The sequence below is a fragment of the Pseudomonas anatoliensis genome, assembly GCF_017976235.1.
Lineage (GTDB): Bacteria > Pseudomonadota > Gammaproteobacteria > Pseudomonadales > Pseudomonadaceae > Aquipseudomonas > Aquipseudomonas anatoliensis.
Genome location: NZ_JACVHC010000002.1, coordinates 132414 through 155296 on the forward strand (window position 1 = coordinate 132414; position 22883 = coordinate 155296).

Sequence of the window (22883 nt, forward strand, 5' to 3'; positions counted from 1 at the left end):
TGGGGCGTTGCGCTCCACGGGCACTTCAAAGAACAAAACCGCAGGTGACGTCATGGCCACACCCCAACAATTGCAACTGCTGGCGCCTTTGTCCGGCGTGCTTATGCCTCTGGATCAAGTGCCCGATTCTGTTTTCGCCAATCGCGTGATCGGCGACGGCCTGTGCATCGACCCGACTTCATCAACGTTATGCGCACCGCTGGCCGGAGTGGTCAGCAACGTGCAGGCCAGCGGGCATGCCGTGAGCATCACCGATGACCATGGCGTTCAGGTGTTGCTGCACATCGGTCTGGATACGGTGAATCTGGGTGGTCAGGGCTTCACCCGCCTGGTTGAAGAAGGTCAGCGGGTGGCGGCTGGCGAAACGCTGATCGAATTCGATGCCGATTACATCGCCCTGCACGCCCGCAGTCTGTTGACCCTGATGCTGGTGGTCAGCGGTGAGCCATTCACCTGGACGGCCGCGCAGACCGGTCTGGTCGAAACCGGCCAGCCACTGCTGAACCTCGCCAGTGCGCAGGCCACCCGCGAAGAACAGGCCGCGCCAGAAGGCGAAGTGTTTTACTCAAACTGGCTCAAACTGCCCAACCCCAACGGTCTACACGCGCGCCCCGCAGCGGTGTTCGCGCAAGCGGCGAAGGTTTTTTCAGCAAAGATTTATCTGCACAAACAGCAGGCCGAAGCCAACGCCAAATCACTGGTGGCAATCATGGCGTTGCAGACGGCTTTTGCTGACAGCGTGCAAGTGAGCGCGGTGGGCGAAGACGCCGAAGCCGCGATCAACGCGCTCTCGCGATTACTCGCCGAGGGGTGTGGAGAATCGGTCACAGTGTTGCCTGCGTCGGAGCCTTTGGAGAGCATCGACCCTGAAGTGCTGACGGTTCTGCGTGGAGTCTGTGCATCGCCCGGTTCGGCATTGGGCCAGGTGATGCAGATCACCGAGCCGAGGCTCGACATAAAAGAGTCCGGTGCCGGGGCAAAAACGGAGCAGGAGGCGCTGACGAACGCCTTGATCGAGGCGGGAATGGCCTTGCAGCACTTGCGCGACACGGCGGGAGGCAGCGCTCAGGAGGAAATCTTCAAGGCTCATCAGGAACTGCTCGATGACCCGAGCCTGCTCGATCAGGCGCAAGCGTTGATTGCCGAGGGCAAAAGCGCGGCGTTTGCCTGGCATGCTGCTACCGCGTCCACCGCGACGCTGTTTCGGCAGTCGGCCAGTCCGTTGCTGGTTGAACGTGCGGCAGACCTGACGGACGTGAGCTTGCGAGTCCTCAAGTTGATTCTCGGCGTGCCGGACCCGGTCCTGACGTTACCGCACGGGACGATCCTGATCGCCGATCAACTGACGCCGTCGCAGACTGCGGGGCTCGATGTCACAAAGGTGCTTGGCATTGCCACGGTCGGGGGCGGCGCCACCAGTCATGTCGCAATTCTTGCGCGGGCCTTTGCCCTGCCGGCGATTTGCGGGGTGCCGGCGCAGATGCTGGCATTGGCGAACGGCAGCACGGTGCTGCTCGATGCCGACAAGGGTGAACTGCACCTCAATCCCGATCCGCTCGCCATCGAACAATTGCAGGCCAGACTCGAGCTACAACGCCTGCGTCATCAACATGATCACGCGCAGGCGACACTGGCCGCTTGCACCCGCGACGGGCACCATATCGAGGTGACGGCCAACGTCTCCTCGCTGAGTGAAACCGAACAGGCGATGGGCCTGGGCGGTGCCGGCGTCGGGCTTTTGCGCTCGGAGTTTCTTTATCTGGATCGCAACCACGCGCCCATTTTCGACGAACAAATCTCGACCTACAGCGCCATCGCCCAAGCCGTGGGGCCGTCGCACAATCTGGTGGTGCGCACGCTGGATGTCGGCGGCGACAAACCATTGGCCTACGTGCCGATGGACAGCGAAACCAATCCGTTCCTCGGACTGCGCGGGATTCGGCTGTGTCTGGAGCGCCCGCAACTGTTGCGTGAGCAGTTCCGGGCGATCCTTGGCAGTGTCGGTCTGACGCGCCTGCACATCATGTTGCCGATGGTCACGCAAATCTCGGAGCTGCATCTGGCCCGGCGAATGCTGGAGGAGGAAGCGCAGGCACTGAACCTTGTCGAACTGCCGAAGCTGGGGATCATGATTGAGGTGCCGGCGGCGGCGCTGATGGCCGATTTGTTTGCTCCGTATGTGGATTTCTTCTCGATTGGCACCAACGATCTGACTCAATACACCCTGGCGATGGATCGCGACCATCCACGTCTGGCCAGTCAGGCCGACAGTTTCCACCCCTCGGTATTACGCCTGATCGCCATGACCGTGAAAGGTGCGCACGCCCATGGCAAATGGGTCGGCGTCTGTGGCGCGATGGCCTCGGAACGTCTGGCCGTGCCGCTGTTGCTGGGGCTCGGCGTGGATGAGTTGTCGGTCAGTGTGCCGCAGATTCCGGCGATCAAAGCGGCAGTGCGTGAGGTGGACCTGCTCGACTGCAAGGCCATCGCCGAACAGGTACAGGGGCTGGAGAGCGCTGAGGAAGTGCGCGAAGCACTGCGGCTGTATCACGAGGCAACGGTCGATACTTCACCGGTTCTGGAGAACTGACATGTTCAATAAATTGCAGCAGGCGTTCTGGAAGGCCCTGACCCCGGATCTGGTGCCGGACGAGCCGAAAATGCCGGTCGAACCTGCCGAGGGGTTAAGCGCAGACATCGTTGCAGCGTTGGGTGGAGGGGATAACCTCAAATCGCAGCAACCGGTGGCGCTGACCCGGGCGCGGGTGGTGTTGCGTGACGTGTCGCGCATGGATCGTCAGGCATTGAGCGATGCCGGTGTCGCGGGCGTCATGCCCCTGGAGGATGGGGTGGTGCACTTGATTACCGGCTTGCGGCCTTAAGTCCGAAGGGATGTGCGGCCTCAGGTCACCCTTACTGTTTCTCAACCGCAGGTGTATCGTATTCGCCTTTTACGGGCCTTCAGGGGTCTGTCGCTGATACGTGAGGTAGTTGAGTTCATGTCCTTTACCCGTCGCCAAATCCTCGGTGGCCTGGCCGGTCTTGTTGTCGTAGGCGTGGGAGCGGGGGGCGCGTCGCGTTACTGGCTGGGCAAGATGGCTGACGCCGAGGCGGGCCACGACTACGAGCTGATCGCCGCGCCCCTGGACGTGGAACTGGTGCCGGGGCACAAGACCGAGGCTTGGGCGTTCGGCCCGTCGGCGCCGGGCACCGAGTTGCGCGTGCGTCAGGGCGAATGGCTGCGGGTGCGCTTCATCAACCATCTGCCGGTGGCGACCACCATTCACTGGCACGGCATTCGCCTGCCGCTGGAAATGGACGGCGTACCGTACGTGTCGCAATTGCCGGTGCTGCCGGGCGAATACTTTGACTACAAATTCCGCGTGCCGGACGCCGGCAGCTACTGGTATCACCCACATGTCAGCAGCAGCGAAGAACTGGGGCGCGGATTGGTCGGGCCGCTGATCATCGAAGAGCGCGAGCCGACCGGTTTCAAATACGAAAAGACCCTGAGCCTGAAGAACTGGCACATCGACGATGAAGGCAATTTCGTCGAATTCAGCATCCCTCGTGAAGCAGCGCGCGGTGGTACGGCGGGGCGTTTGTCGACCATCAACGGCGTGCCGTTGCCGGTGATCGACCTGCCGGCCGGGCAGATTACTCGGGTGCGTTTGCTCAATCTGGATAACACCCTGACTTACCGCATCAACATTCCTGGTGTTGAGGCAAAAATCTACGCGCTGGACGGTAATCCGGTGGAACCGCGCCCGCTGGGCAAGGAATACTGGCTCGGCCCCGGCATGCGTATCTGTCTGGCGATCAAGGCACCGGCAGCAGGCGAAGAATTGTCGCTGCGCAACGGCCCGGTGCGTCTGGGCACTCTGCGCTCGGTGGCCAACACGGACGCGCCGACCGAATGGCCGCCCGCGCTGCCCGCCAACCCGGTGGCCGAGCCGGACCTGGCCAATGCCGAGAAACTCAACTTCAATTTCGAATGGGTCGGTTCGGTGTCGGTCAACGTCGACAACGGCAAGCCGCCAAGTCTCTGGCAGATCAACGGCAAGGCGTGGGACATCACCGACAAGACTTGCGCTGACCGGCCGATTGCCAGTCTCGAATTGGGCAAGAGCTATATTTTCGAATTGAAGAACATGACCCAGTATCAGCACCCGATTCACCTGCACGGCATGAGCTTCAAGGTGATTGCGTCGAACCGCCACAAGGTCATCCCGTACTTTACCGACACCTATCTGCTGGGCAAAAACGAGCGTGCGCAAGTGGCGCTGGTGGCAGATAACCCGGGGGTATGGATGTTCCATTGCCACGTGATCGACCACATGGAAACCGGCCTGATGGCCGCCATCGAGGTGAAGTGATGCGCCAGATTCGCCCCGCAGCGATCATCGACCGCAGCCGTGACCGCGACTTCATGCGTGAAGCTCTGATCCTTGCAGCGCAGGGAGCAGCCCTCGGCGAAGTGCCTGTGGGCGCGGTGCTGGTACAGGATGGCGAGATCATCGGTCGCGGCTTCAATTGCCCGATCAGCGCCAGTGACCCGAGTGCTCACGCCGAAATGGTCGCGATCCGCGCCGCGGCGCAGGCGGTGGATAACTATCGACTGCCCGGCAGCACGCTGTACGTGACGCTGGAGCCGTGCAGCATGTGCGCCGGTTTGATCGTGCATTCACGGGTGGCGCGTGTGGTGTATGGCGCGCTGGAGCCAAAAGCCGGGATCGTGCAAAGCCAGGGGCAGTTTTTCACCCAGGGCTTTTTGAATCACCGGGTGTTGTATGAGGGCGGGGTGTTGGCGGAGGAGTGTGGGGCGGTGTTGACCGAGTTCTTCAGAGCCCGTCGCGCACGCCGGGATTAAAATCAAAAGATCGCAGCCTTCGGCAGCTCCTACAGGGATCGGTGTAGGAGCTGCCGAAGGCTGCGATCTTTTGATCTGCTCTATTTTTTCGCCACAATCACCGCCCGCATCGGCGCCGGCAGCCCTTCGATCGTCTTGCTGTGATCATCCGGATCAAGGAAATCACTCAGCGACTGATACTTCATCCACTCGGTGCCGCGTTGTTCCTCAATCGTCGTCGTACTGACATCCACGCAACGAATATCGGTAAACCCGGCACGCCGTAACCACAACTCCAGCGCCGGCACCGACGGCAGGAACCACACGTTGCGCATCTGCGCGTAACGGTCTTCCGGCACCAGCACTTGGTGCTTGTCGCCTTCAACCACCAGCGTTTCCAGCACCAGTTCACCGCCCTTGACCAAGCAATCCTTCAGCGCCAGCAAATGCTCGATCGGCGAGCGGCGGTGGTAGAACACGCCCATGGAAAACACGGTGTCGAAACCTTCCAGATTCGGCGGCAAATCCTCGAACGGGAAGGGCAAGTGCCACGCGTTTGGCTCAGACAAATAACGCTGCACCGCCTGAAACTGGCAGAAGAACAGCCAGTTCGGGTCAACGCCGATCACGCTGTTCGCACCGGCGCCAAGCATGCGCCACATGTAGTAGCCGTTGCCGCAACCGACATCGAGGATGCGTTTGCCTTTCAGATCCAGATGCGGGGCGACCCGCGACCACTTCCAGTCCGAGCGCCATTCGGTATCGACGTGCACACCAAACAGATCGAACGGCCCTTTGCGCCACGGCGACAGGCCCATCAGGGCGGTACGCATTTGCGCGCGGGTTTCGTCGTCGCAATCGGTGTCGAGTTTCAAGCCGTTGAGCAGGTCGACTTCGCTCGGCTGGATCTTTGGCAAGGCGTCCAGCGCACTTTGCCAGCGCTCCAGATCGCCGTGGCCCTTCTCCATTTTCTTGTCGAGTTGACGCTGCAGGGTGTTGGCCCATTCGGCCAGCGGTGTACCGGCCAGACGGCGGGCGAGGGGGGACAGATCAATCATGGCAAGGCAATCAACGAGGCAAAGTTAAGACACTGGAACCACGGCACGACTTTCGAGAACCCGGCGGCCAGCAGGCGTTCGCGGTGTTCTTCGAGGCTGTCGGGCTTCATGACGTTTTCGATGGCGCTGCGCTTCTGGGCAATTTCCAGTTCGCTGTAGCCGTTGGCGCGTTTGAACGCGACATGCAGATCAGTGAGCAATGCGTGTTCTTCGGCATCGTTGAAGCGCAGTTTTTCCGACAGAATCAGTGCGCCGCCGGGCAGCAATGATTGGCGGATGCGCGAGAGCAACGCAGTGCGCTGATCCGGGGCGATGAATTGCAGGGTGAAGTTCAGTGCCACCACCGAGGCGGGTTGAAAGTCGAGGGCGAGGATGTCGCCCTCGATCACCTCGACCGGCAGCAACTCCTGAAACATCGAGTCCTGACCGTTGAGGTATTCGCGGCAACGTTCAACCATGGCGGCCGAGTTATCCACAGCGATGACGCGGCAACCGTCGGTACGCACGTGACGGCGCAGGGCCTGGGTCACCGCGCCGAGGGAGGCGCCGAGGTCGTAGAGCACGCTGTTCGGCTGGGCGAACTGCGCGGCAAGCACACCGAGGTTTTCGACGATGGTCGGGTAACCCGGCACCGAGCGCTTGATCATGTCCGGGAACACGCGCACCACGTCTTCGTTGAAGGCGAAGTCAGGCACCTGTGCCAAGGGCTGGGCGAAAATGCGATCGGGTTCTTTGCTCACGGCGGTTTCCGGCGGTGTCGGTGGAAAAGGCCGGCATTTTAGCCAAAGTGGCGCGGGGATGCTTGGGTTGTCTGATAAAGCGTGGGGATCGGCATGTCGTGTACAAAGGGAGGGGGATGAAGGGAGTTCGGGAAAAGCAGTGAATGACCAAGTCAAAATCAAGACTTGGTCATTCAATGTTTAAAGCGAAATCAAGTAGCGCGTATGAAACCGGTTAATTCGGCTTTGCCAGTGATGTGCAGTTCTTCTGTTCTGTGGTCTTTGCCTTTGAAGTCAAAGCTGATGAGGTAGCGCATTTCCCGAGGGTCGTTTGAAATGACTTCGACCTCGACAGTGCCGCTTGTCGCAGCGTAACTGTAAATAGTTAAGAAGTCGCTGTAAGCGCCGGTTTCAAAATAGGAGAGGATCTCGAACGGAAAGACTGGATCTGTTGTTTCGTAACTTCCAGTCTTAATGTCGCTGGGAAACTTAAACGTAATCCCCTTTGCTGATTCCTTATAACCCTCGTAGGAGCGGGCGCGGAATTCGACTTTACCGTCAGAGTGTTGCCCGAACTGGATATTTTGCGTATTGAAATTCACTCGGTTCGAAATCGAGGCTTGAACATCGCAGCTGGCGGAGAACAGGGTTAGCGCTGCACTCTGCGAATCTTTGTCTCTGAGGCTCATGATTTTCTTCCTTGCTCTTACATTCGTGGTTTGGGATACGACACGGGGATAGTAAGTAGGGGAAGAAATTCGAGGTACTGTCAGATCTGACAGGTTTTTATATCGATTCGAGATAGGAAAAGATTTTTATGGTTATTACATATGACCAGGTTGTTCGTCTTTACTAAACGCCGAGGCAGCGATACCCCATTGGCCAAGCCAGTAACTGAGGATGATGACGTAAGGCGCAGCATGGAACGGCGCAACAAACCGATCGATGCCGATCACACTGTCAGAGAACACAAACGCCAGCGCACCACCCGCTGCCAGTAACGCCGAACGCTTGGGCACGTCGCTGCCGAGGCGAGCGAGAGCACGCCAGAGCATGGCGCTGATCGCAGTGCCGTAGACGATCACAGGTACCAGCAGCGGGCCGAGACCACTGGCAATCAGCATCCCCAACAGCACGGCACCCACGCCAAGCGCGAGCACCAGTGGCATCAACGCAAGACGTTTGCAGTCGCTGAGATAGGCCTTGAGATACGCCAGATGCGCAACGAGAAATGCGCCGAGACCAAACACGAACAAATCCCCTGGCCACGCCAACAACACATCGCCCAGCAGAGAAAAAATCAGACCGAGACTGATCCAGCGGCGATAGTCGCTGGGCGGTGCGTCGTGCAGCCAGCCGAGCAATGCCAGTACCGGCAACGGTTTGACCAACAGGCAGAGCAGCGCCGCGTGGGTGCTCAGGCCATAGAGAAAGGTCACCGCGCCCATCAGCGCCAGAATCAGCCAGCCCACGATCAATTCACCGAAATGGCACAGTCAAAGGTTTCCACCGGCAGCACTTCCGGCGCCCATGGCTGTTGCGAGGTCAGGCGCAGACGCCCGGTGCCCGCGGCAAACGCTTGAAAACGCCAGGTGGAAAGCCCGGCAGCACCGACCACGCCAGCATCTTCCGGGTTGCTATAGACCTCAGGGCTGAGGGCGCGCAAGACGCCGCCGGCGGAATCCTGAATCGCCCAGCGATAACCCGTGGTCGGGTTGCTCGGCAGCATCACGATCAGATTTTGCCCGCTGGTCAGTCGCACGGGGCATTCGCTTTGTTTTTCCACGGTCACGTTGTGTTTCGGCTGCGTGGCGCAAGCGGCCAGCAAGGAAAAGGCGATGGGGACAAACAGGCGAATGGGGGACATAAGGTCAGCGGCTCCGGCGTTGGCGACGAACGGCGAGCATAACCGAAGATGAGACAAAGTGTGACCGTCGGGGAGCGTTGGTGTCTGGGCTGGCGCCATCGCGAGCAGGCTCACTCCTACAGGGTTTTGTGGTGAACACCAGGTTTGTGAACGCCATATCCCACTGTAGGAGTGAGCCTGCTCGCGATAGCGGTGCTCATGTCACCGCAGAACTATCAGAAAAGCACCTTCGCCACATCGGCAAACCGCTTGGCGAAGTGCACGGTAATGCCTTCTTTCAGATAGTCCGGAAGTTCCTCGAAGTTGCCGCGGTTCGGCTCTGGCAGAATCAGCTCGAAAATCTTCTGCCTTCTCGCTGCGATCACTTTCTCGCGTACCCCGCCAATCGGCAGCACATGCCCGGTCAGCGTCAGTTCACCGGTCATCGCCACGCCTTTTTTCGGCGCTTGATTGCGCGCCAGAGAAAGCAAAGCGCTGGCCATGGTGACGCCGGCGCTCGGGCCATCCTTCGGTGTGGCGCCTTCCGGTACGTGCAGGTGGACGAAGGCTTCGTCGAAGAATTTCGCATCGCCGCCGAACTGTTTCAGGTTCGAGCTGACGTAGCTGTAGGCGATCTCCGCCGATTCCTTCATCACGTCGCCCAGTTGCCCGGTGAGTTTGAAACCGCGATTGAGTGTGTGGATCCGCGTCGCTTCGATCGGCAGCGTGGCGCCGCCCATGCTGGTCCACGCCAGTCCCGTGATAACGCCCGTGCCGGACAGCACTTGTTCGTTGCGGAACACTGGATGGCCCAGCGAGGCTTCCAGATCTTTCGGGCCGAGTTTGATCACCGCTTTCGGCTCGTCGATCAGTTTCATGACCGCTTTGCGTACCAGTTTGCCCATCTGCTTTTCGAGCTGGCGCACCCCGGCCTCACGGGCGTAACCGTCGATCAAGGCTTTAAGGGCGCTGTCGCTGATGCTCAGGCTGCCCTTGGACACACCGGCCTTTTCCAACAGTTTCGGCCACAGGTGACGCTTGGCGATGGCGACTTTTTCTTCGGTGATGTAGCCCGACAGACGAATCACTTCCATGCGGTCGAGTAACGGACCGGGAATCGAATCCAGAGTGTTGGCGGTGCAGACAAACAGGACTTTCGACAAGTCCATTCGCAGGTCGAGGTAATGGTCGAGGAATTCGACGTTCTGTTCCGGGTCGAGGGTTTCCAGCAGCGCCGAGGCCGGGTCGCCCTGGTAGCTCTGGCCCATCTTGTCGATCTCGTCGAGCATGATCACCGGGTTCATCACCTCGACGTCTTTCAGCGCCTGTACCAGTTTGCCTGGCTGTGCGCCGATGTAGGTGCGGCGGTGGCCCTTGATTTCGGCTTCGTCGCGCATGCCGCCGACGCTGAAGCGGTAGAACGGTCGGCCAAGGGATTCGGCGATGGATTTGCCGACACTGGTTTTACCCACACCCGGCGGGCCGACCAGCAGCACGATAGAGCCGCTGATCTCGCCTTTATAAGCACCGACGGCGAGGAATTCGAGGATGCGGTCCTTGATGTCGTCGAGGCCGGCGTGGTGTTTGTCGAGCACCTTGCGTGCGTGCTTGAGGTCGAGTTTGTCCGCGCCATAAACGCCCCACGGCACCGATGTTGCCCAGTCGAGGTAGTTGCGGGTGACCGCGTACTCCGGCGAACCGGTCTCGAGGATCGACAGTTTGTGCGTTTCTTCGTCGAGGCGTTTCTGCACCTGCGCCGGCAGGACTTTACCTTCCAGACGCTGCTGGAACTGTTCGAGATCAGCGCTGCGGTCGTCCTTGGTCAGGCCGAGTTCCTGCTGGATGACTTTGAGTTGTTCCTTGAGGAAAAACTCGCGCTGATGCTCGCCGATCTTGCGGTTGACCTCAGCGGAGATTTCTTTTTGCAGACGCGCGACTTCGACTTCCTTGCGCAGCATCGGCAAGACTTTTTCCATGCGTTTGAGCATGGGCACGCAGTCGAGCACTTCCTGCAATTCCGGGCCGGTGGCCGAGGTCAGGGCGGCGGCGAAGTCGGTCAGCGGTGACGGATCGTTGGGGCTGAAGCGGTTGAGGTAGTTCTTGAGTTCTTCGCTGTACAGCGGGTTGAGCGGCAGCAGTTCCTTGATCGCATTGATCAGCGCCATGCCGTAGGCCTTGACCTCGTCGGTCGGCTCGGTGGGCTGATGCGGGTATTCGACTTCCACCAGATACGGCGGGCGGTGGTGCTTGAGCCAGGTCTTGATGCGTACACGGCTCAGGCCCTGGGCGACGAACTGCAGTTTGCCGTTTTCGCGGCTGGCGTGATGGACTTTGACCAGGGTGCCGTATTGCGGCAGGGCGTCGGTGTTGAAGTGGCGCGGGTCTTCCTGGGGCGTGTCCATGAAGAACAGGGCCAGGGAGTGGTGGTCGGATTTGCTGACCAGTTCGAGGGTTTCGGCCCACGGTTCTTCGTTGACGATGACCGGCAGGACTTGCGCCGGGAAGAACGGGCGGTTGTGGATCGGGATGATGTAGACCTTGTCCGGCAGGTTCTGGCCGGGCAGGGCGAGGCCTTTGCCGGAGGTGGTGTGTTCGATGTGGTCTTCGCTGGCTTCGGTGTAGTCGTCGGGGTTATCGGGGAATTCTTGCTGGTCGCTCATGGGGCACCTGCGCAATTGGGTATGGGTGTTAGATGGGGCAGGGCTTGAGTGGTTTCAATGGTGGGGGTGTGTTTCTGTTTGTGTTCAGGGTTTTGACAGGGGTCACGCTTTGGACTTGGCGGCCTTTGGGCCGACCATGTTCTTGGGGTTTTGGGGGTATATCCGTTGCTGCGGGTGCTGCTGCTGGCGGTTTCGCTTTTACAGCGAGTCACTTTTGCAGACGCCCAAAAGTAACCAAAACGCTGGGCCCCGGCGTTCGGCCCGCTCGCTGGGGCTCGGGGTTCCTTCGCTCCGGAATTGATCCGGGGGCATCGCTTCCGGTTTGCTTCGCTGCACCTCCTTTCGATGTATTCGACTTCGTCGAACGGCGCTACGCGCCTGCCCCCCGGATCAATCCCTCCTCTCAGCCTGCCGAAGGGGCCGGTACGGCAAGATCAAGAGCTGCAGCCGAGCTAACGCTCATCCTGTTGAGTGGGGCGGCTTTGCCGCGTGGGGCGCGCGCAAATCAAAACTGTGTGGCTTGCCAGCGATGGCGGCCTGGCAGCCGACCGGTTTCTGGCTAGAGGCATACGATTCAATTGTAGGAGTGAGCCTGCTCGCGATGGCGGTGGGTCTGTCGACAACTGTGTTGAATGTCGGACTGCAATCGCGAGCAGGCTCACTCCTACAGGGGGTCAGCTGTGTGGCGCCGGTTGTGGGATTTCGAGGTTATCCAGCACCCGATTCACCGCCAGTTCCGCGAGCATGATGATTTGCTGGATCGCCAGGATCGTCCGCCGCTGGGGCAGGTCGATGTAGGCGGCGATGTCGCTGCTCATGAGGCTGGCTTGCGCCAGGGATTCGCAGGCGTGGACCAGCAGGCTTTCGCTGTCTTGATCGGGCGCGACCTGGAACATGGTGCTGGGTTTGTGGAAGCGCAAGGTGAGTGCGTTGGGTTTGAGGTAGTGGTCGAGGGCGCGTTCGGCGGCTTCGTGGAATTTCTTTGAATCGGGGGATTGGTAGGGCGAGGTGTCGTTGGTTTCTGGTGGGTTGGGTGTGGGCTTTTTCATAGTGGAACTCCGAATGATAAGTGGGGCTGTCACTCTCAATCACCGCGACGCGACAGAGGGTGGCAGCTGTACGCGGGTTCGCGGACCGAGCCATTCGGCAATCTCGGCATACCCGAAGGTATCCCGCGCACAGCCACCATCAAACCAAACGAAAAGCGCTGGGCGCTCCAGTTTGGGCTGGCGATTATGCATCAAATCGAATGAACTGCTCGGGCCGCGACGCCCGGTCGCTGAATTTGCAGCGACCCCTTGAGCCTATCCACCCCATTTCCGACGCACAACCGACGCGACTTGTCGGAAATATCTCGGCCAATTTCCGTTCTGTAGGACTCCACCCAATCCCCTGTAGGAGCTGCCGAAGGCTGCGATCTTTTGACTTTGATCTGCAAAAAACACGATCAAAAGATCGCAGCCTTCGGCAGCTCCTACAGGGAGTCGGTGGCAACAAAAAAGGCGATGCCCCTCGCGGGACATCGCCTTTTCCTTAACTGCCGTTAACGCTTATTCAGACAGTTTGTACGCAATCACATAGTCACCTTGCTTGGTGCCCAGCGAACCGTGACCGCCGGCAACGACGAGCACGTATTGCTTGCCGTCCTTGCCGGTGTAGGTCATCGGTGTGGTTTGCGCGCCTGCTGGCAGGCGGCCTTCCCACAGTTGCTTGCCGTTTTTCACGTCGTAGGCGCGCAGGTACTGGTCGAGGGTACCGCTCAGGAATGCAACGCCACCGGCAGTGGTGAACGTGCCGCCCAGGCTAGGTACGCCCATGCTCAGCGGGATCGGAACCGGCGAGCTGTCGCGCACGGTGCCGTTTTTGTGCATCCAGATGGTTTTGTTGTTGGTCAGGTCGACCGCGGCAACATAACCCCACGCTGGCGCCTGGCACGGCAGGCCCATTGGCGACAGCAGCGCTTCGAGGATCACACCGTATGGCGCGCCTTTGTTTGGCTGCACGCCTTCGGTTTCGCTGACGCGTGGACCTTGCTTGGCGATATCAGCGGCCGGGATCAGTTTCGAGCGGAACGCCATGTAGCTCGGGTTCACAAACGCGATCTGGCGAACCGGATCGACCGAGATGCCGCCCCAGTCGAACACGCCGAAGTTGCCTGGGTAAACGATCGAGCCTTGCAGCGACGGCGGGGTGAACGGGCCGTCATAACGCAGGGATTTGAAGTCGATCCGGCACAGCATCTGGTCGAACGGCGTAACGCCCCACATGTCGCGTTCTTTCAACGGCGGCGGCATGAAGTTCAGGTCGGATTTCGGTTGGGTTGGCGAAGTGTGGTCGCCTTCCACCGCGCCTTGCGGTACCGGGATCTCGTTGATCGGCACAATGGCTTTGCCAGTGTTGCGATCCAGCACGTAGATGCTGCCCTGCTTGGTCGACGCCAGCACCGCAGGCTTCACGCCGTCTGCAGTTTTGATGTCCATCACGGTTGGCTGGCCGCCAACGTCCATGTCCCACAGGTCATGGTGGGTGAACTGGAAGTTCCAGCGCACTTTACCGGTGGCAATGTCCAGCGCGGTCAGGCCGGCTGCGTGCAGTTCCGATTCCGGGGTACGCGCGCCGCCGAACTGGTCCGGGGTCTGGTTGCCCATCGGCAGGTAGAGCATGCCGAGTTTTTCGTCGACCGCGAACATCGACCACATGTTGGGCGAGTTGCGGGTGTAGGTCTTGCCTTCGGCAATCGGCGCAGTGTCGTCCGGGTTGCCGCTGTCCCAGTTCCACACCAGTTTGCCGGTGTGCACGTCGAACGCGCGGATCACGCCGCTTGGCTCGTCGATGGAAACGTTGTCGGTAACGTGGCCGCCAATCACCACCAGGTCTTTGGTGACCGCTGGAGGCGAGGTGGAGTAGTAACCACCGGCATTGAAACCGCCGATGTTGGCAGACAGGTCAACCTGGCCTTTGTCGCCGAAGTCTTCGCACATTTTGCCGGTGTCGGCGTTCAGGGCGATCAGACGGGTGTCGGCGGTCGGCAGGAAGATGCGGCGTGGGCAAGCGCTGGCCGGGGCCGGGCTGGCCGAACCGGTCGGGCTCTGCTCGGACGCGTAGACCGCGTCGTCGTGGTAAGTCACGCCACGGCAGGTCATGTGCGCCCAGCCTTTGAAGTTGGCCGCGTTCTGCGTGCTCAGCTTCGGATCGAAACGCCAGATTTCCTTGCCCGAATCCGGATCAAGGGCAATCACCTGGCTGTGCGGCGTGCACACGTAGAGCATGCCGTTGACTTTCAGCGGGGTGTTTTCGGCAGTGGTTTCGCCCGGATCGTTCGGCCCCGGGATGTCGCCAGTGCGGTAGGTCCACGCCGGGACCAGTTTGCTCACGTTGGCCGGAGTGATCTGCGCCAATGGCGAGTAACGGTCACCGTGGGCGCTGCGGCCGTAGGAGTTCCAGTCACCGTCGGGCATGGCCGGGGCGGTGTTGGTCATGCCTTCAACGCTGTCGCGATCCAGTTGGCCTTTGATTTCACCCGGGTTGGTGAATTGGCTGGCCAGTGCCGTCAGGCCGGCCAGTACCACGGCCACGCTCAAGGCGCCGGTGCCCATTGGGGCAGGGCCGTTGAGCAGCAGCGGACGGCGGAACCATGGCAGCAACATGACCAGGCCCAGCGCGAACAGCATCGCCAGACGTGGTACCAGTTGCCACCAGTCCAGACCGACTTCCCACAGCGCCCAGACGGTGCTGGCAAACAGCACGATGGCGTACAGGCCCAGCGCGGCGCGGCGGCGCAGCAGCAACAGAATGCCGGTCAGCGCGATGCCGATACCGGCCAGCAGGTAATACAGCGAGCCGCCGAGCATGCTCAGCTTGACCCCTCCGGCCAGCATGGCCAGGCCCATCAGTAGAAGCAGAATGCCGAGCAGGCTCGGTAGCAGACGGCCCCGACTCGAAGCACTTTCGGTGCTCATAGTGTGATTCTCCGTGACGTTTATGTAGTCCCGCGCTGTAGTCACTGTAGATGACGATTTGGCGTGGGCATGGTTCAGATAAAACTTGTCTAGCTAACGAATTTCTCCTGTAGGAGTGAGCCTGCTCGCGAAAGCGGTGTGTCAGGCGACATCTCCAGTGACTGAAACACCGTTATCGCGAGCAGGCTCACTCCTACAATGGATTTGCGTAGTTTTTTAGAACGAAGACTGGATCTTGATCCCGCCGATCAGTGCGTCATCAACCTTGTCTACGCCGCCCGGATGGCGGATGTATTGCAGGTTCGGGCGTACGGTCAGCCAGTTCGTCACATGCACGCCGTAATACAGTTCGGCGCTGTATTCGGTGTCTTGCGGCGGCAGGAACGATGGGTCGTCGTAGTCATAAACGGCGCGCGCCTGGTTGGTCTTCTCGGCGTTTTTGCGATAGGCCGGGTTGACGTGGACGCGGGCCATGGCGAAGCCGATGTCGTCTTTGGCGCGGCTGGCGAGCAGGCCTTTGTAGACGAGGCCGGCCTGCACGTAGTTGTCGATGGCGTTGGTTTTCTTGTCGTGCATGGTGCCGTTGGCGAACACGCTCAGGCCACGCGAGTTATCGCTGGCCATGCTGGTGATCTGCTGCTGCACGCCGAGCCACACACCGTGTTTGCTGGAGGCGCTGCGGTAGGCTTCGCCGCTGAGGGCGGCGGGTTGGCCGTTGTTGTCTTTATAGACATCGCTGGCCTTGGCGTTGCTGTAGTAATAACCGGCACGGTACTCGCCCGGCAGGCCGTTGAATTTCGGCGACCACACCAGTTCAACCGGCAGGATCGCGCCTTGAGTGCCGCTACCGCTCAACTTGAAGCCGTTGCCGCGATCGAGGTTCGACGGGTTTTGCTCGTAAGCGCCGACCTGTGCGTACAGCTCGGGGGTCAGGTGATATTTGACGCGCATCGCCCACTGGCTGACCGGCCAGTTGTACCAGATGCCGCCGACCCAGTTGCCGACCTGCGAGCCGCAGAACGCCAGGTTCTGGAAGTCGCACGGGAAGCTGTTGAAGTCTTCGCCTTCGCCGAAACGGCCGACCTTGATGTCGAGTTTCTGATCGAAGAATTTTTGCTGGTACCACATCTGCGTCAGGCGCGTGGTCTGGCCACGGCCCCAGACTTCCTGGGCCGACGTGAAGCCACCGACGCGCGGATCGTTGATGCGGTCGTTGCTGATGTTGTTGCCGCTGCGCTTGGTGATGGTCAGTTGAAACTCGGCGTCGTCCCAGCCGAGGATCTTTTGCAGGTCCAGGTGCGTACCGAGGCCGAACTGGTCGCTGTAGCGCGCCGTGCGATCGTGGTCGTAGCCGCCGTGCAGGTTGCTGCCCATTTCGCCGGTGTAATCGAGCTTGAAGTCGTAGCCTTTTTCCGAGAGTTCTGTGCGCTTGCCGTTCCAGTCACCGAGCATATACGGCGATTCACTGTCGAACGCGGGGGCGGCTTGAGCGCAGGTGGCGAGGCCGAGGGCGGTGCAGCCGCCAATCAGGCGCAGGGTGGAGATAGCGCTATCTCGAAACAACGGAAAATCAGGCATAAAAGGGGTCTTTCTTGGTCTTTTTTTGGGGATAAGCTGGCCGCTACGATTTGACGCAGGCAGTGAAGCGATTCAGCGGAAGGGCGGCAGGATAATGATCTGTAACAAAAAGACAAAGAGCTTTTGTAGACATGCAGCATTTCGTATTCGGTAACAGTGCGGCAAACGGGCGCATTGTCTCCTCGTTCGCAGGCTGCGATCTTCGCGGGTTGGCCTACATTTGAAGTCAGGCCTTCCACCCGCTCAGCCCCTCGGCTAAGGTGCGCGGCTTCTGTATTTTCACTTCGCCCAAAGGCCTGGCATGAACGAACAAACCCCCGATCCGCTGCACGGCGTAACCCTCGAACAGATCCTCACCGCGCTGGTGGCCCACTACGAATGGTCGGGGCTCGCCGAGCGTATCGACATTCGTTGCTTCAAGAGCGATCCGAGCATCAAGTCGAGCCTGACGTTTTTGCGTAAAACCCCGTGGGCGCGGGAGAAAGTCGAACGTCTGTACGTGAAATTGATGCGCACCAAGCGACCGCTCTGAGATGGAGCCCGTGTGGCGCCATCGCTTGATCACCCTCGCAGCCACCCTTGGCTGGGCAGGGTTGGGCATTCAGCTGTACCTGATTTTTATCGCGCGTTTGAGTGTCGATGCCAGTCTGCTGGGCGGGCTGGTGAGTTTCTTCAGTTACTTCACGGTGTTGACCAACACCTTGGTGGCGACGGTGCTGACCTGCGCGGTGACCCAGCGCGAATCCGCGGCACGGCGCTGGTTTCTGCAACCGTGGGTCAGCAGCGGCGTGGCGGTGAGCATCGCAGTGGTCGGCCTCGCTTACAGCCTTTTGCTGCGCCATTTATGGCACCCCGAGGGTTGGCAATTCATCGCCGACGAATTGCTCCACGACGTGATGCCGCTGTTATTTCTGGGCTATTGGTGGTTTTGCGTACCGAAAGGCACGTTGCGCCTGTGGCATCTGCCGTTGTGGCTGATTTATCCGCTGATCTACTTCATTTACGCGTTGCTTCGCGGGCATTTTCTCGGGGCGTATGCATACCCGTTCATTGATGTGGCGACGTTGGGTTATCCACAGGTGTTCATCAACGCCGGGGGGATATTGGTGGGGTTTGTGGGGATTGGCGTGGCGGTGATTGGCCTGGACCATTGGCGCTCCCGCACGAAGTTAAAGTACCTGTAGGAGTTGCCGCAGCCTGCGATATTTTGACTTTGTTTTATAAAGGCAAGATCAAAAGATCGCAGCCTGCGGCAGCTCCTACAGGGGGTATCACTCTTCTTCAGAGCCCTCGGCGCGCCAGTAGCCGACGGCTTTCAGCAGTTTCTCGTCGAGCCCATGCTCATCGAGCAGCACGCGGCGGATCTGCCGCGAGACTTTGGTCTCCGTCGCCACCCACGCATAGAGATTGCCCTTGGGCACCTGCAGTTGCTTGACGGTGGTCAGCAGGTTATCCGTACCGCCATCGCGCAGTACCCAGATGACATTGACCTGCGCGGCGCTTTCCAGCGTTTGCTGCTCGGCACCGTTTGCCACTTCGATCACCACCAGCGCCTTGCGATTGGCCGCGAGGCCTTCGAGGCGGCGGGCGATGGCGGGCAGGGCGGTTTCGTCGCCGATCAGCAGGTAGCTGTCGAAAATGTCCGGCACGATCATCGAGCCGCGCGGCCCGCCGATGTGCAGGAACTGGCCCGGTGTGGCCTGTTCGGCCCAGGTCGAGGCAGGCCCGTCGCCGTGCAGGACGAAATCGATGTCCAGCTCAAGCTTGTCGAGGTCGTAGCGGCGCGGGGTGTAGTCGCGCATCTCGGGCATCGGGCCTTCGTTCTTGCCGCCGAGCACCATCGTCTCCAGTGCATCGCTTTGTTCGGTATTCTGCGGGAACAGCAGTTTGACGTGATCGTCCGTGCCCAGGCTGATGAAGCCGGCCAGTTCCGGCCCGCCGAGGGTGATGCGGCGCATGCGCGGGGTCAGGTCGACCACACGCAGCACTTCGAGGCGACGGCGTTTGATTTCGTGCATCACGCGGTGAATGGTTTGGCTATCGACTGCAGTCATTCGGCTTTCTCCGGGGCAGGTTGAACGGCGGGGCCGTCGACGATGGCTTTGGCGGTGTTGTTGAGCAGATCACGCACACGCAGGATTTCTTCCGCGCTCCAGCGCCCGTGATGCAACTGCAAGGCGTGGCGCAGGTTGTGCACCGCTTCGTGGATTTCCGGCGGCCGGCCATGGCCGCGCAGCGAACGTTTGCTGACGTCGATGCGCATGCGCACACCGTCCAGCGCCACGGCTTGCTCGCTCAGCGAAAGGCGTCCGCTGTCAGTCACGCTGTAGCGTTTCTTGCCGCCCTCGGCGTCGCCGGTGATCAATTCGCTTTCTTCCAGAAAGGTCAGGGTCGGATAGATCACGCCGGGACTCGGGCTATAGGCGCCGTCGAACATGGCTTCGATCTGGCGGATCAGGTCGTAGCCGTGGCACGGCTGTTCGGCGACCAACGCCAGCAGCAGCAGTTTCAGGTCGCCCGGGGCAAATACTCGCGGGCCGCGACCACCGCGTTCGCGGCCGGGGCGCTTCTCGAAGCCGTCACGGCCATCGCCATGTTCGCGGTGGGGGGAATGATGGTCTCTCATTTCTGTCTTCTCTCGTCGTGTTTAGATACAACTTAAGATATATCTTATGGCGAATGCAAGAGGTTCGGATCAGCGGTCGCTGCGGCGCTTCAACGAAAATGGCGCCGTCGTCGATGCGGGATGAGGTTTGTATTTTTCTAGAGTAATTGTGCTAATTACAACAGTGTGAAATCGAATATCAGTTTCTTTATTGGCGCATAAGCCTGTAATAACAAGCGCTATGGAAGGTTTTAAATCTGTATGTTTTTTTGCTGAAAACTGTATGTAGTATAGTTCTGAGAGTCACTGTTCTCTTAAGGGCTTAAAACAGTTTTTTTCCTCTTTTACATGGGTATCAATAACTACGGGTAGTGGTGAAATTTCCTACTTACTTTGTTGTTGAATTACTTGATCATGCCTCCGCGTCGAAAGTTGAGTCGGCAAATGACAAAACTTTCCACGCATCAATCCTTATCAAAAGCAGGTACTGATCATGTTCAAGAAGTTTGCAATTTCCGCCCCGATGGCCATCCTGGCACTGAGTTCTTCCGTGGCGTTTGCCGCAGACCCGATTAGCCAGACGATCAACATCAAGGCCTTCGTGCCTACTTCGCTGTTCAATGTCGCTCCTCAGACGCCAGGCTTCGGTGTCGATGAAACCATGACCCAGTTGGGCAGCGGCGAACTGAGCACTATTACTGAAATCTTCAACATGAAGCATACCGACAACAAGGGTGCGATCAATGCCGTGCTCGACGGCACTGCCGCGTTGTACAACGGCCGTGACAGCATCCCGCTGAGCGTCAAGATCGGTGGCGTGGAAGTCACTAGCGTCACCACCGAAATCGTCAACGAAACTGACTCTGTGCCTGGCGTGCAGCGGGAAATGGTCATCAGGGCTGCCGCGCCAACTGCGGGGCAATCGGGCAACTACTCGGGTAGTTTCGCTGTGGTATTCGAGCCTGTGTTGAAGCCGTAAACAACTTTTTGAATAACACAATGCTTATTCAATAGTCTTGGCCCACTGATCATCTATCGATGATCAGTGGACGCCAGCTCATCAAGTAATTCGAGTATTAAAGACCATGTTCCCGATGACGCCCATCGCGGCAGCGCTCGCACTTTTTTTATGTGCCAGTGCCTTGGCCGCGCCCACTAATAACGCTAACACACCGCGCAGTCTGCTTGCTCAGGCCAAAGGGTTGCCGGCGGAATTCGAAGAACACTTCTTCGATGTGCCATTAGCTGTTCGGGTTGAGCGTGATCAACAATTTCTCGGTGAGGCGATGGTCGTATTAAGCAAGGATGATCGCGTCACTCTGCTGGAATTTACCGATACCAGCGACAGCCAGATCCCGGCCAGTGAACGGGAGATATTGGGTGTTTTTCTGAAGCAGGGTGTGAGCCTGGGCGCCTGTCAGGGCAGTTGCCCCGAGCAAGTATTGGCAGTGCATTACAACCTGCAGAATTCGCTGGTGTCGATTGCTACCGAAAATGCCGAGCGCGACATCGACGCCCTGCGCTATTACACGCTCCCGGAACAGGGCAGTACCGGGTTGATCCTGCGTAATCAACTGAACCTCAACGGTGGGCAGGAGCAAGACCTCGGCGGACGTTATGGCCTTGAGGCGAGTAGCAGCCTCGGCAACTGGACGCAACGTGTCAACCTGCAACTGGCGCGCTTGGGCGGACCTGACGACAAGCTCTATCACGCGGTGCACGAACTGTACGGCCAGCGTGAATTGCAGGGCAATTTTCTGCGCCTGGGTTATTTCACCCCCAGCTCCGAAGGCCTGACGCGGCAGTTGCGTTCATTTGGCGCCAGCCCCGATACGGCGGCGGGCGTGATGTTTGGCAGCTCCGACAGCCTGGCAATCAACAATCCTACGCCCAGCGTTTACCCGATTTACGTGACGGCCAACCGCCAGGCATCGGTAGAAATCTATCGCAACGGTCTGTTGATCAACACCCAAGCGGTCAGTGCCGGCCTGCAAACCCTCGACACCCGGACGCTGCCCGGGGGCATCTACGAAGTTGAAGTGCGGCTGATCGAAGACGGCCAGATCACCTCAACCACGCAGGATCTGGTGTACAAACCCAGCAACTGGCGCAATCACGATGAGCGTTGGCGCTACAGCGTGTTCGCCGGCCAGGAAAGCAAATTGTTGAGTAACTGGGACGAACAGTCTCGTGGGGATATGACGGCCGGTGCAGCGCTGAATTATCTGCTGCACCCGCGGGTGATCGTCGGCCTCTCGGCGCGGCAACTGCAAGGCAAGCAGCAAGTGGCTTCGTCGATTGACTGGACGTTGGCCAATAACACCAGCCTGTACGCAAATGTTTACCAGACCGAAGACCACGGCACCGGGATGGATCTGCAAGGCATCTACAACTATGGCTCGGGCAACCTGTTCGCCACGCATAACCGCAGCTGGCTGGACACCACCAATATTTATGAGACCTTGCCGGACGGTACGCGGGTACGCCAACGCAACGTGTATATCGGCCAGACCGCCAACACATCGCTGGCGATCAACCATCGACTTAACAGCAAGCAATCGCTCAATGGCCGGGTTTCCCATAGCGAGGGCAATGTCGAGGGCGTCGGTATCGACCTGGGCTGGACGCAACGCAGCCTGCTGCTTGGCAGCGATGCCAGTTGGCGTTTTTCGGTGTTCGATCGCCCCGCCAGTTTCAGCAGCGGGCAGGCACGCAATCGCGGAGTCGATTTGAGTGTCAGCCTGGCCCTCGGCGCAAAGGGCGAACAGTGGTCGGGCAGCATTGGTACGCGCACGGCCCGGGAGGGTGGCCGCGACAACAACGCGTCGCTGACCTACAACAAGACTCTGGAAAACCACGTACTGCAAAACGTCTCGGTGACGGCGCTCGCTGACACCTATGGCGTCGGCGTATCAGGCCTTGGCAGTTTCCGCACCGATGCATTCAATGGCGATGCGTTCATTCAGCGCTCGTCCTACAACGGCAATTACACCGGCGGCCTCAACCTCGACAGCACCGTGGCGGTTGGCGCAGACAAGATCGTCATGACCAGCCAGCACGCCAGCGGCGGTGCCGGGATGATCATCGACGTTGAAAGCGACCTCGACGACATCGCTCTGCGCGCCGACGACCTCAGTGGCGGCAGCACAACCCTGCGCCCGGGGCGCAATTACGTGTCACTGACCGCCTATAAAAACAGCTCGGTGAGCTTCGATTTCGAAGGCAACCACGTGCCGTCCGCCAGCATTCAACCGCAGCGCGCCCGCTACCACATGAACAAGGGCGGAGTGGGGTACCGCAAGATCACCGTGAGCAGAACCCTGACCGTGCTCGGGCGTTTGCTCGATCCGCAAGGCAAGCCGCTCAAGGGCCACCACATCATCAACCACGCCAGTCGCGGTGTCAGCGAGGTGGACGGCTTCTTCTCGATGGAAATGAACGCCGGTTCACCGACCCTGGAAGTGCGCTCCGGTGAACAGTTGCTGTGCCAGTTCCGCCTCGACACGGCCAATGCGCGCAGTGAAAACGATGTGCTGATGATCGGGGATCTGCGTTGCACGCCGGACACGTTGGCAGACACCACTCCACGTCAACGAACGGCAGGTTAAC

General features: G+C 59.6%; 19 protein-coding genes. 8 read left to right on the forward strand and 11 right to left on the reverse strand.

The window, feature by feature from the left end:
- The first annotated feature begins 52 nt into the window (after positions 1-52).
- From ptsP to tadA, 4 genes are all read left to right on the forward strand, one after another.
- On the forward strand, positions 53-2590 hold the full coding sequence (ptsP, locus tag ICA16_RS06115; RefSeq protein WP_210700226.1) for a phosphoenolpyruvate--protein phosphotransferase: 2538 nt from the start codon (positions 53-55) through the stop codon (positions 2588-2590).
- Position 2591: 1 nt separating this feature from the next.
- Positions 2592-2882 (forward strand): PTS sugar transporter subunit IIB, encoded by a 291-nt coding sequence (locus ICA16_RS06120; RefSeq protein ID WP_210700227.1) that lies wholly within the window; start codon positions 2592-2594, stop codon positions 2880-2882.
- Positions 2883-2999: 117 nt separating this feature from the next.
- A complete protein-coding gene (locus tag ICA16_RS06125) occupies positions 3000-4376 on the forward strand; it encodes a multicopper oxidase family protein (RefSeq protein ID WP_150601784.1) in 1377 nt (458 codons plus the stop codon).
- Entirely contained in the window at positions 4376-4870 is a 495-nt protein-coding gene (tadA, locus tag ICA16_RS06130; protein WP_210700228.1) for a tRNA adenosine(34) deaminase TadA, read from the forward strand. Before ICA16_RS06125 ends, tadA begins: the two co-directional genes overlap by 1 nt.
- 80 nt (positions 4871-4950) lie before the next feature.
- On the opposite strand, the gene cmoB is transcribed toward tadA, so the two are convergent.
- The 9 genes from cmoB to ICA16_RS06175 all read right to left on the reverse strand — a co-directional run bounded on the left by cmoB (position 4951) and on the right by ICA16_RS06175 (position 16669).
- A complete protein-coding gene (gene cmoB, locus ICA16_RS06135; RefSeq protein WP_210700229.1) occupies positions 4951-5907 on the reverse strand; it encodes a tRNA 5-methoxyuridine(34)/uridine 5-oxyacetic acid(34) synthase CmoB in 957 nt (318 codons plus the stop codon).
- On the reverse strand, positions 5904-6647 hold the full coding sequence (cmoA, locus tag ICA16_RS06140; protein ID WP_150601781.1) for a carboxy-S-adenosyl-L-methionine synthase CmoA: 744 nt from the start codon (positions 6645-6647) through the stop codon (positions 5904-5906). The genes cmoB and cmoA overlap by 4 nt, the downstream gene beginning before the upstream one ends.
- A 191-nt stretch (positions 6648-6838) precedes the next feature.
- Entirely contained in the window at positions 6839-7315 is a 477-nt protein-coding gene (locus tag ICA16_RS06145) for a hypothetical protein (RefSeq protein ID WP_210700230.1), read from the reverse strand.
- A 135-nt stretch (positions 7316-7450) separates the two neighbouring features.
- On the reverse strand, positions 7451-8098 hold the full coding sequence (locus tag ICA16_RS06150) for a lysoplasmalogenase (protein WP_191627664.1): 648 nt from the start codon (positions 8096-8098) through the stop codon (positions 7451-7453).
- A 2-nt stretch (positions 8099-8100) separates the two neighbouring features.
- Positions 8101-8493 carry a protease inhibitor I42 family protein gene (locus ICA16_RS06155; protein ID WP_150601779.1) on the reverse strand — a complete coding sequence of 131 codons (393 nt, stop codon included), beginning with the start codon at positions 8491-8493 and terminating at the stop codon, positions 8101-8103.
- Between the two features lie 215 nt (positions 8494-8708).
- A complete protein-coding gene (gene lon, locus ICA16_RS06160; RefSeq protein ID WP_150616259.1) occupies positions 8709-11132 on the reverse strand; it encodes an endopeptidase La in 2424 nt (807 codons plus the stop codon).
- 674 nt (positions 11133-11806) lie between these two features.
- Positions 11807-12181: a DUF6124 family protein gene (locus ICA16_RS06165; protein WP_150616258.1), complete on the reverse strand. Its 375-nt coding sequence runs from the start codon at positions 12179-12181 to the stop codon at positions 11807-11809.
- Between the two features lie 501 nt (positions 12182-12682).
- Entirely contained in the window at positions 12683-15091 is a 2409-nt protein-coding gene (locus ICA16_RS06170) for a glucose/quinate/shikimate family membrane-bound PQQ-dependent dehydrogenase (protein WP_150601774.1), read from the reverse strand.
- A 216-nt stretch (positions 15092-15307) separates the two neighbouring features.
- On the reverse strand, positions 15308-16669 hold the full coding sequence (locus ICA16_RS06175; RefSeq protein WP_210700231.1) for a carbohydrate porin: 1362 nt from the start codon (positions 16667-16669) through the stop codon (positions 15308-15310).
- A 301-nt stretch (positions 16670-16970) separates the two neighbouring features.
- Here ICA16_RS06175 and ICA16_RS06180 point away from each other — a divergent pair, with 301 nt between their 5' ends.
- The gene (locus tag ICA16_RS06180) at positions 16971-17201 is read left to right on the forward strand and encodes a VF530 family protein (protein ID WP_042560787.1); all 231 of its coding nucleotides are present in this window, start codon (positions 16971-16973) and stop codon (positions 17199-17201) included.
- Between the two features lies 1 nt (position 17202).
- On the forward strand, positions 17203-17853 hold the full coding sequence (locus ICA16_RS06185; protein WP_210700232.1) for a Pr6Pr family membrane protein: 651 nt from the start codon (positions 17203-17205) through the stop codon (positions 17851-17853).
- Positions 17854-17940: 87 nt separating this feature from the next.
- Here the strand turns inward: ICA16_RS06185 and ICA16_RS06190 are convergent, their stop codons facing one another.
- On the reverse strand, positions 17941-18723 hold the full coding sequence (locus ICA16_RS06190) for a siderophore-interacting protein (RefSeq protein ID WP_210700233.1): 783 nt from the start codon (positions 18721-18723) through the stop codon (positions 17941-17943).
- Positions 18720-19295, reverse strand: a complete 576-nt coding sequence (locus ICA16_RS06195; RefSeq protein ID WP_210700234.1) for a PadR family transcriptional regulator — start codon at positions 19293-19295, stop codon at positions 18720-18722. Before ICA16_RS06195 ends, ICA16_RS06190 begins: the two co-directional genes overlap by 4 nt.
- Before the next feature lie 472 nt (positions 19296-19767).
- Here ICA16_RS06195 and ICA16_RS06200 point away from each other — a divergent pair, with 472 nt between their 5' ends.
- On the forward strand, positions 19768-20253 hold the full coding sequence (locus ICA16_RS06200) for a CS1 type fimbrial major subunit (protein WP_210700235.1): 486 nt from the start codon (positions 19768-19770) through the stop codon (positions 20251-20253).
- 106 nt (positions 20254-20359) lie between these two features.
- The gene (locus tag ICA16_RS06205; RefSeq protein ID WP_210555002.1) at positions 20360-22882 is read left to right on the forward strand and encodes a TcfC E-set like domain-containing protein; all 2523 of its coding nucleotides are present in this window, start codon (positions 20360-20362) and stop codon (positions 22880-22882) included.
- Position 22883: the final 1 nt, after the last annotated feature.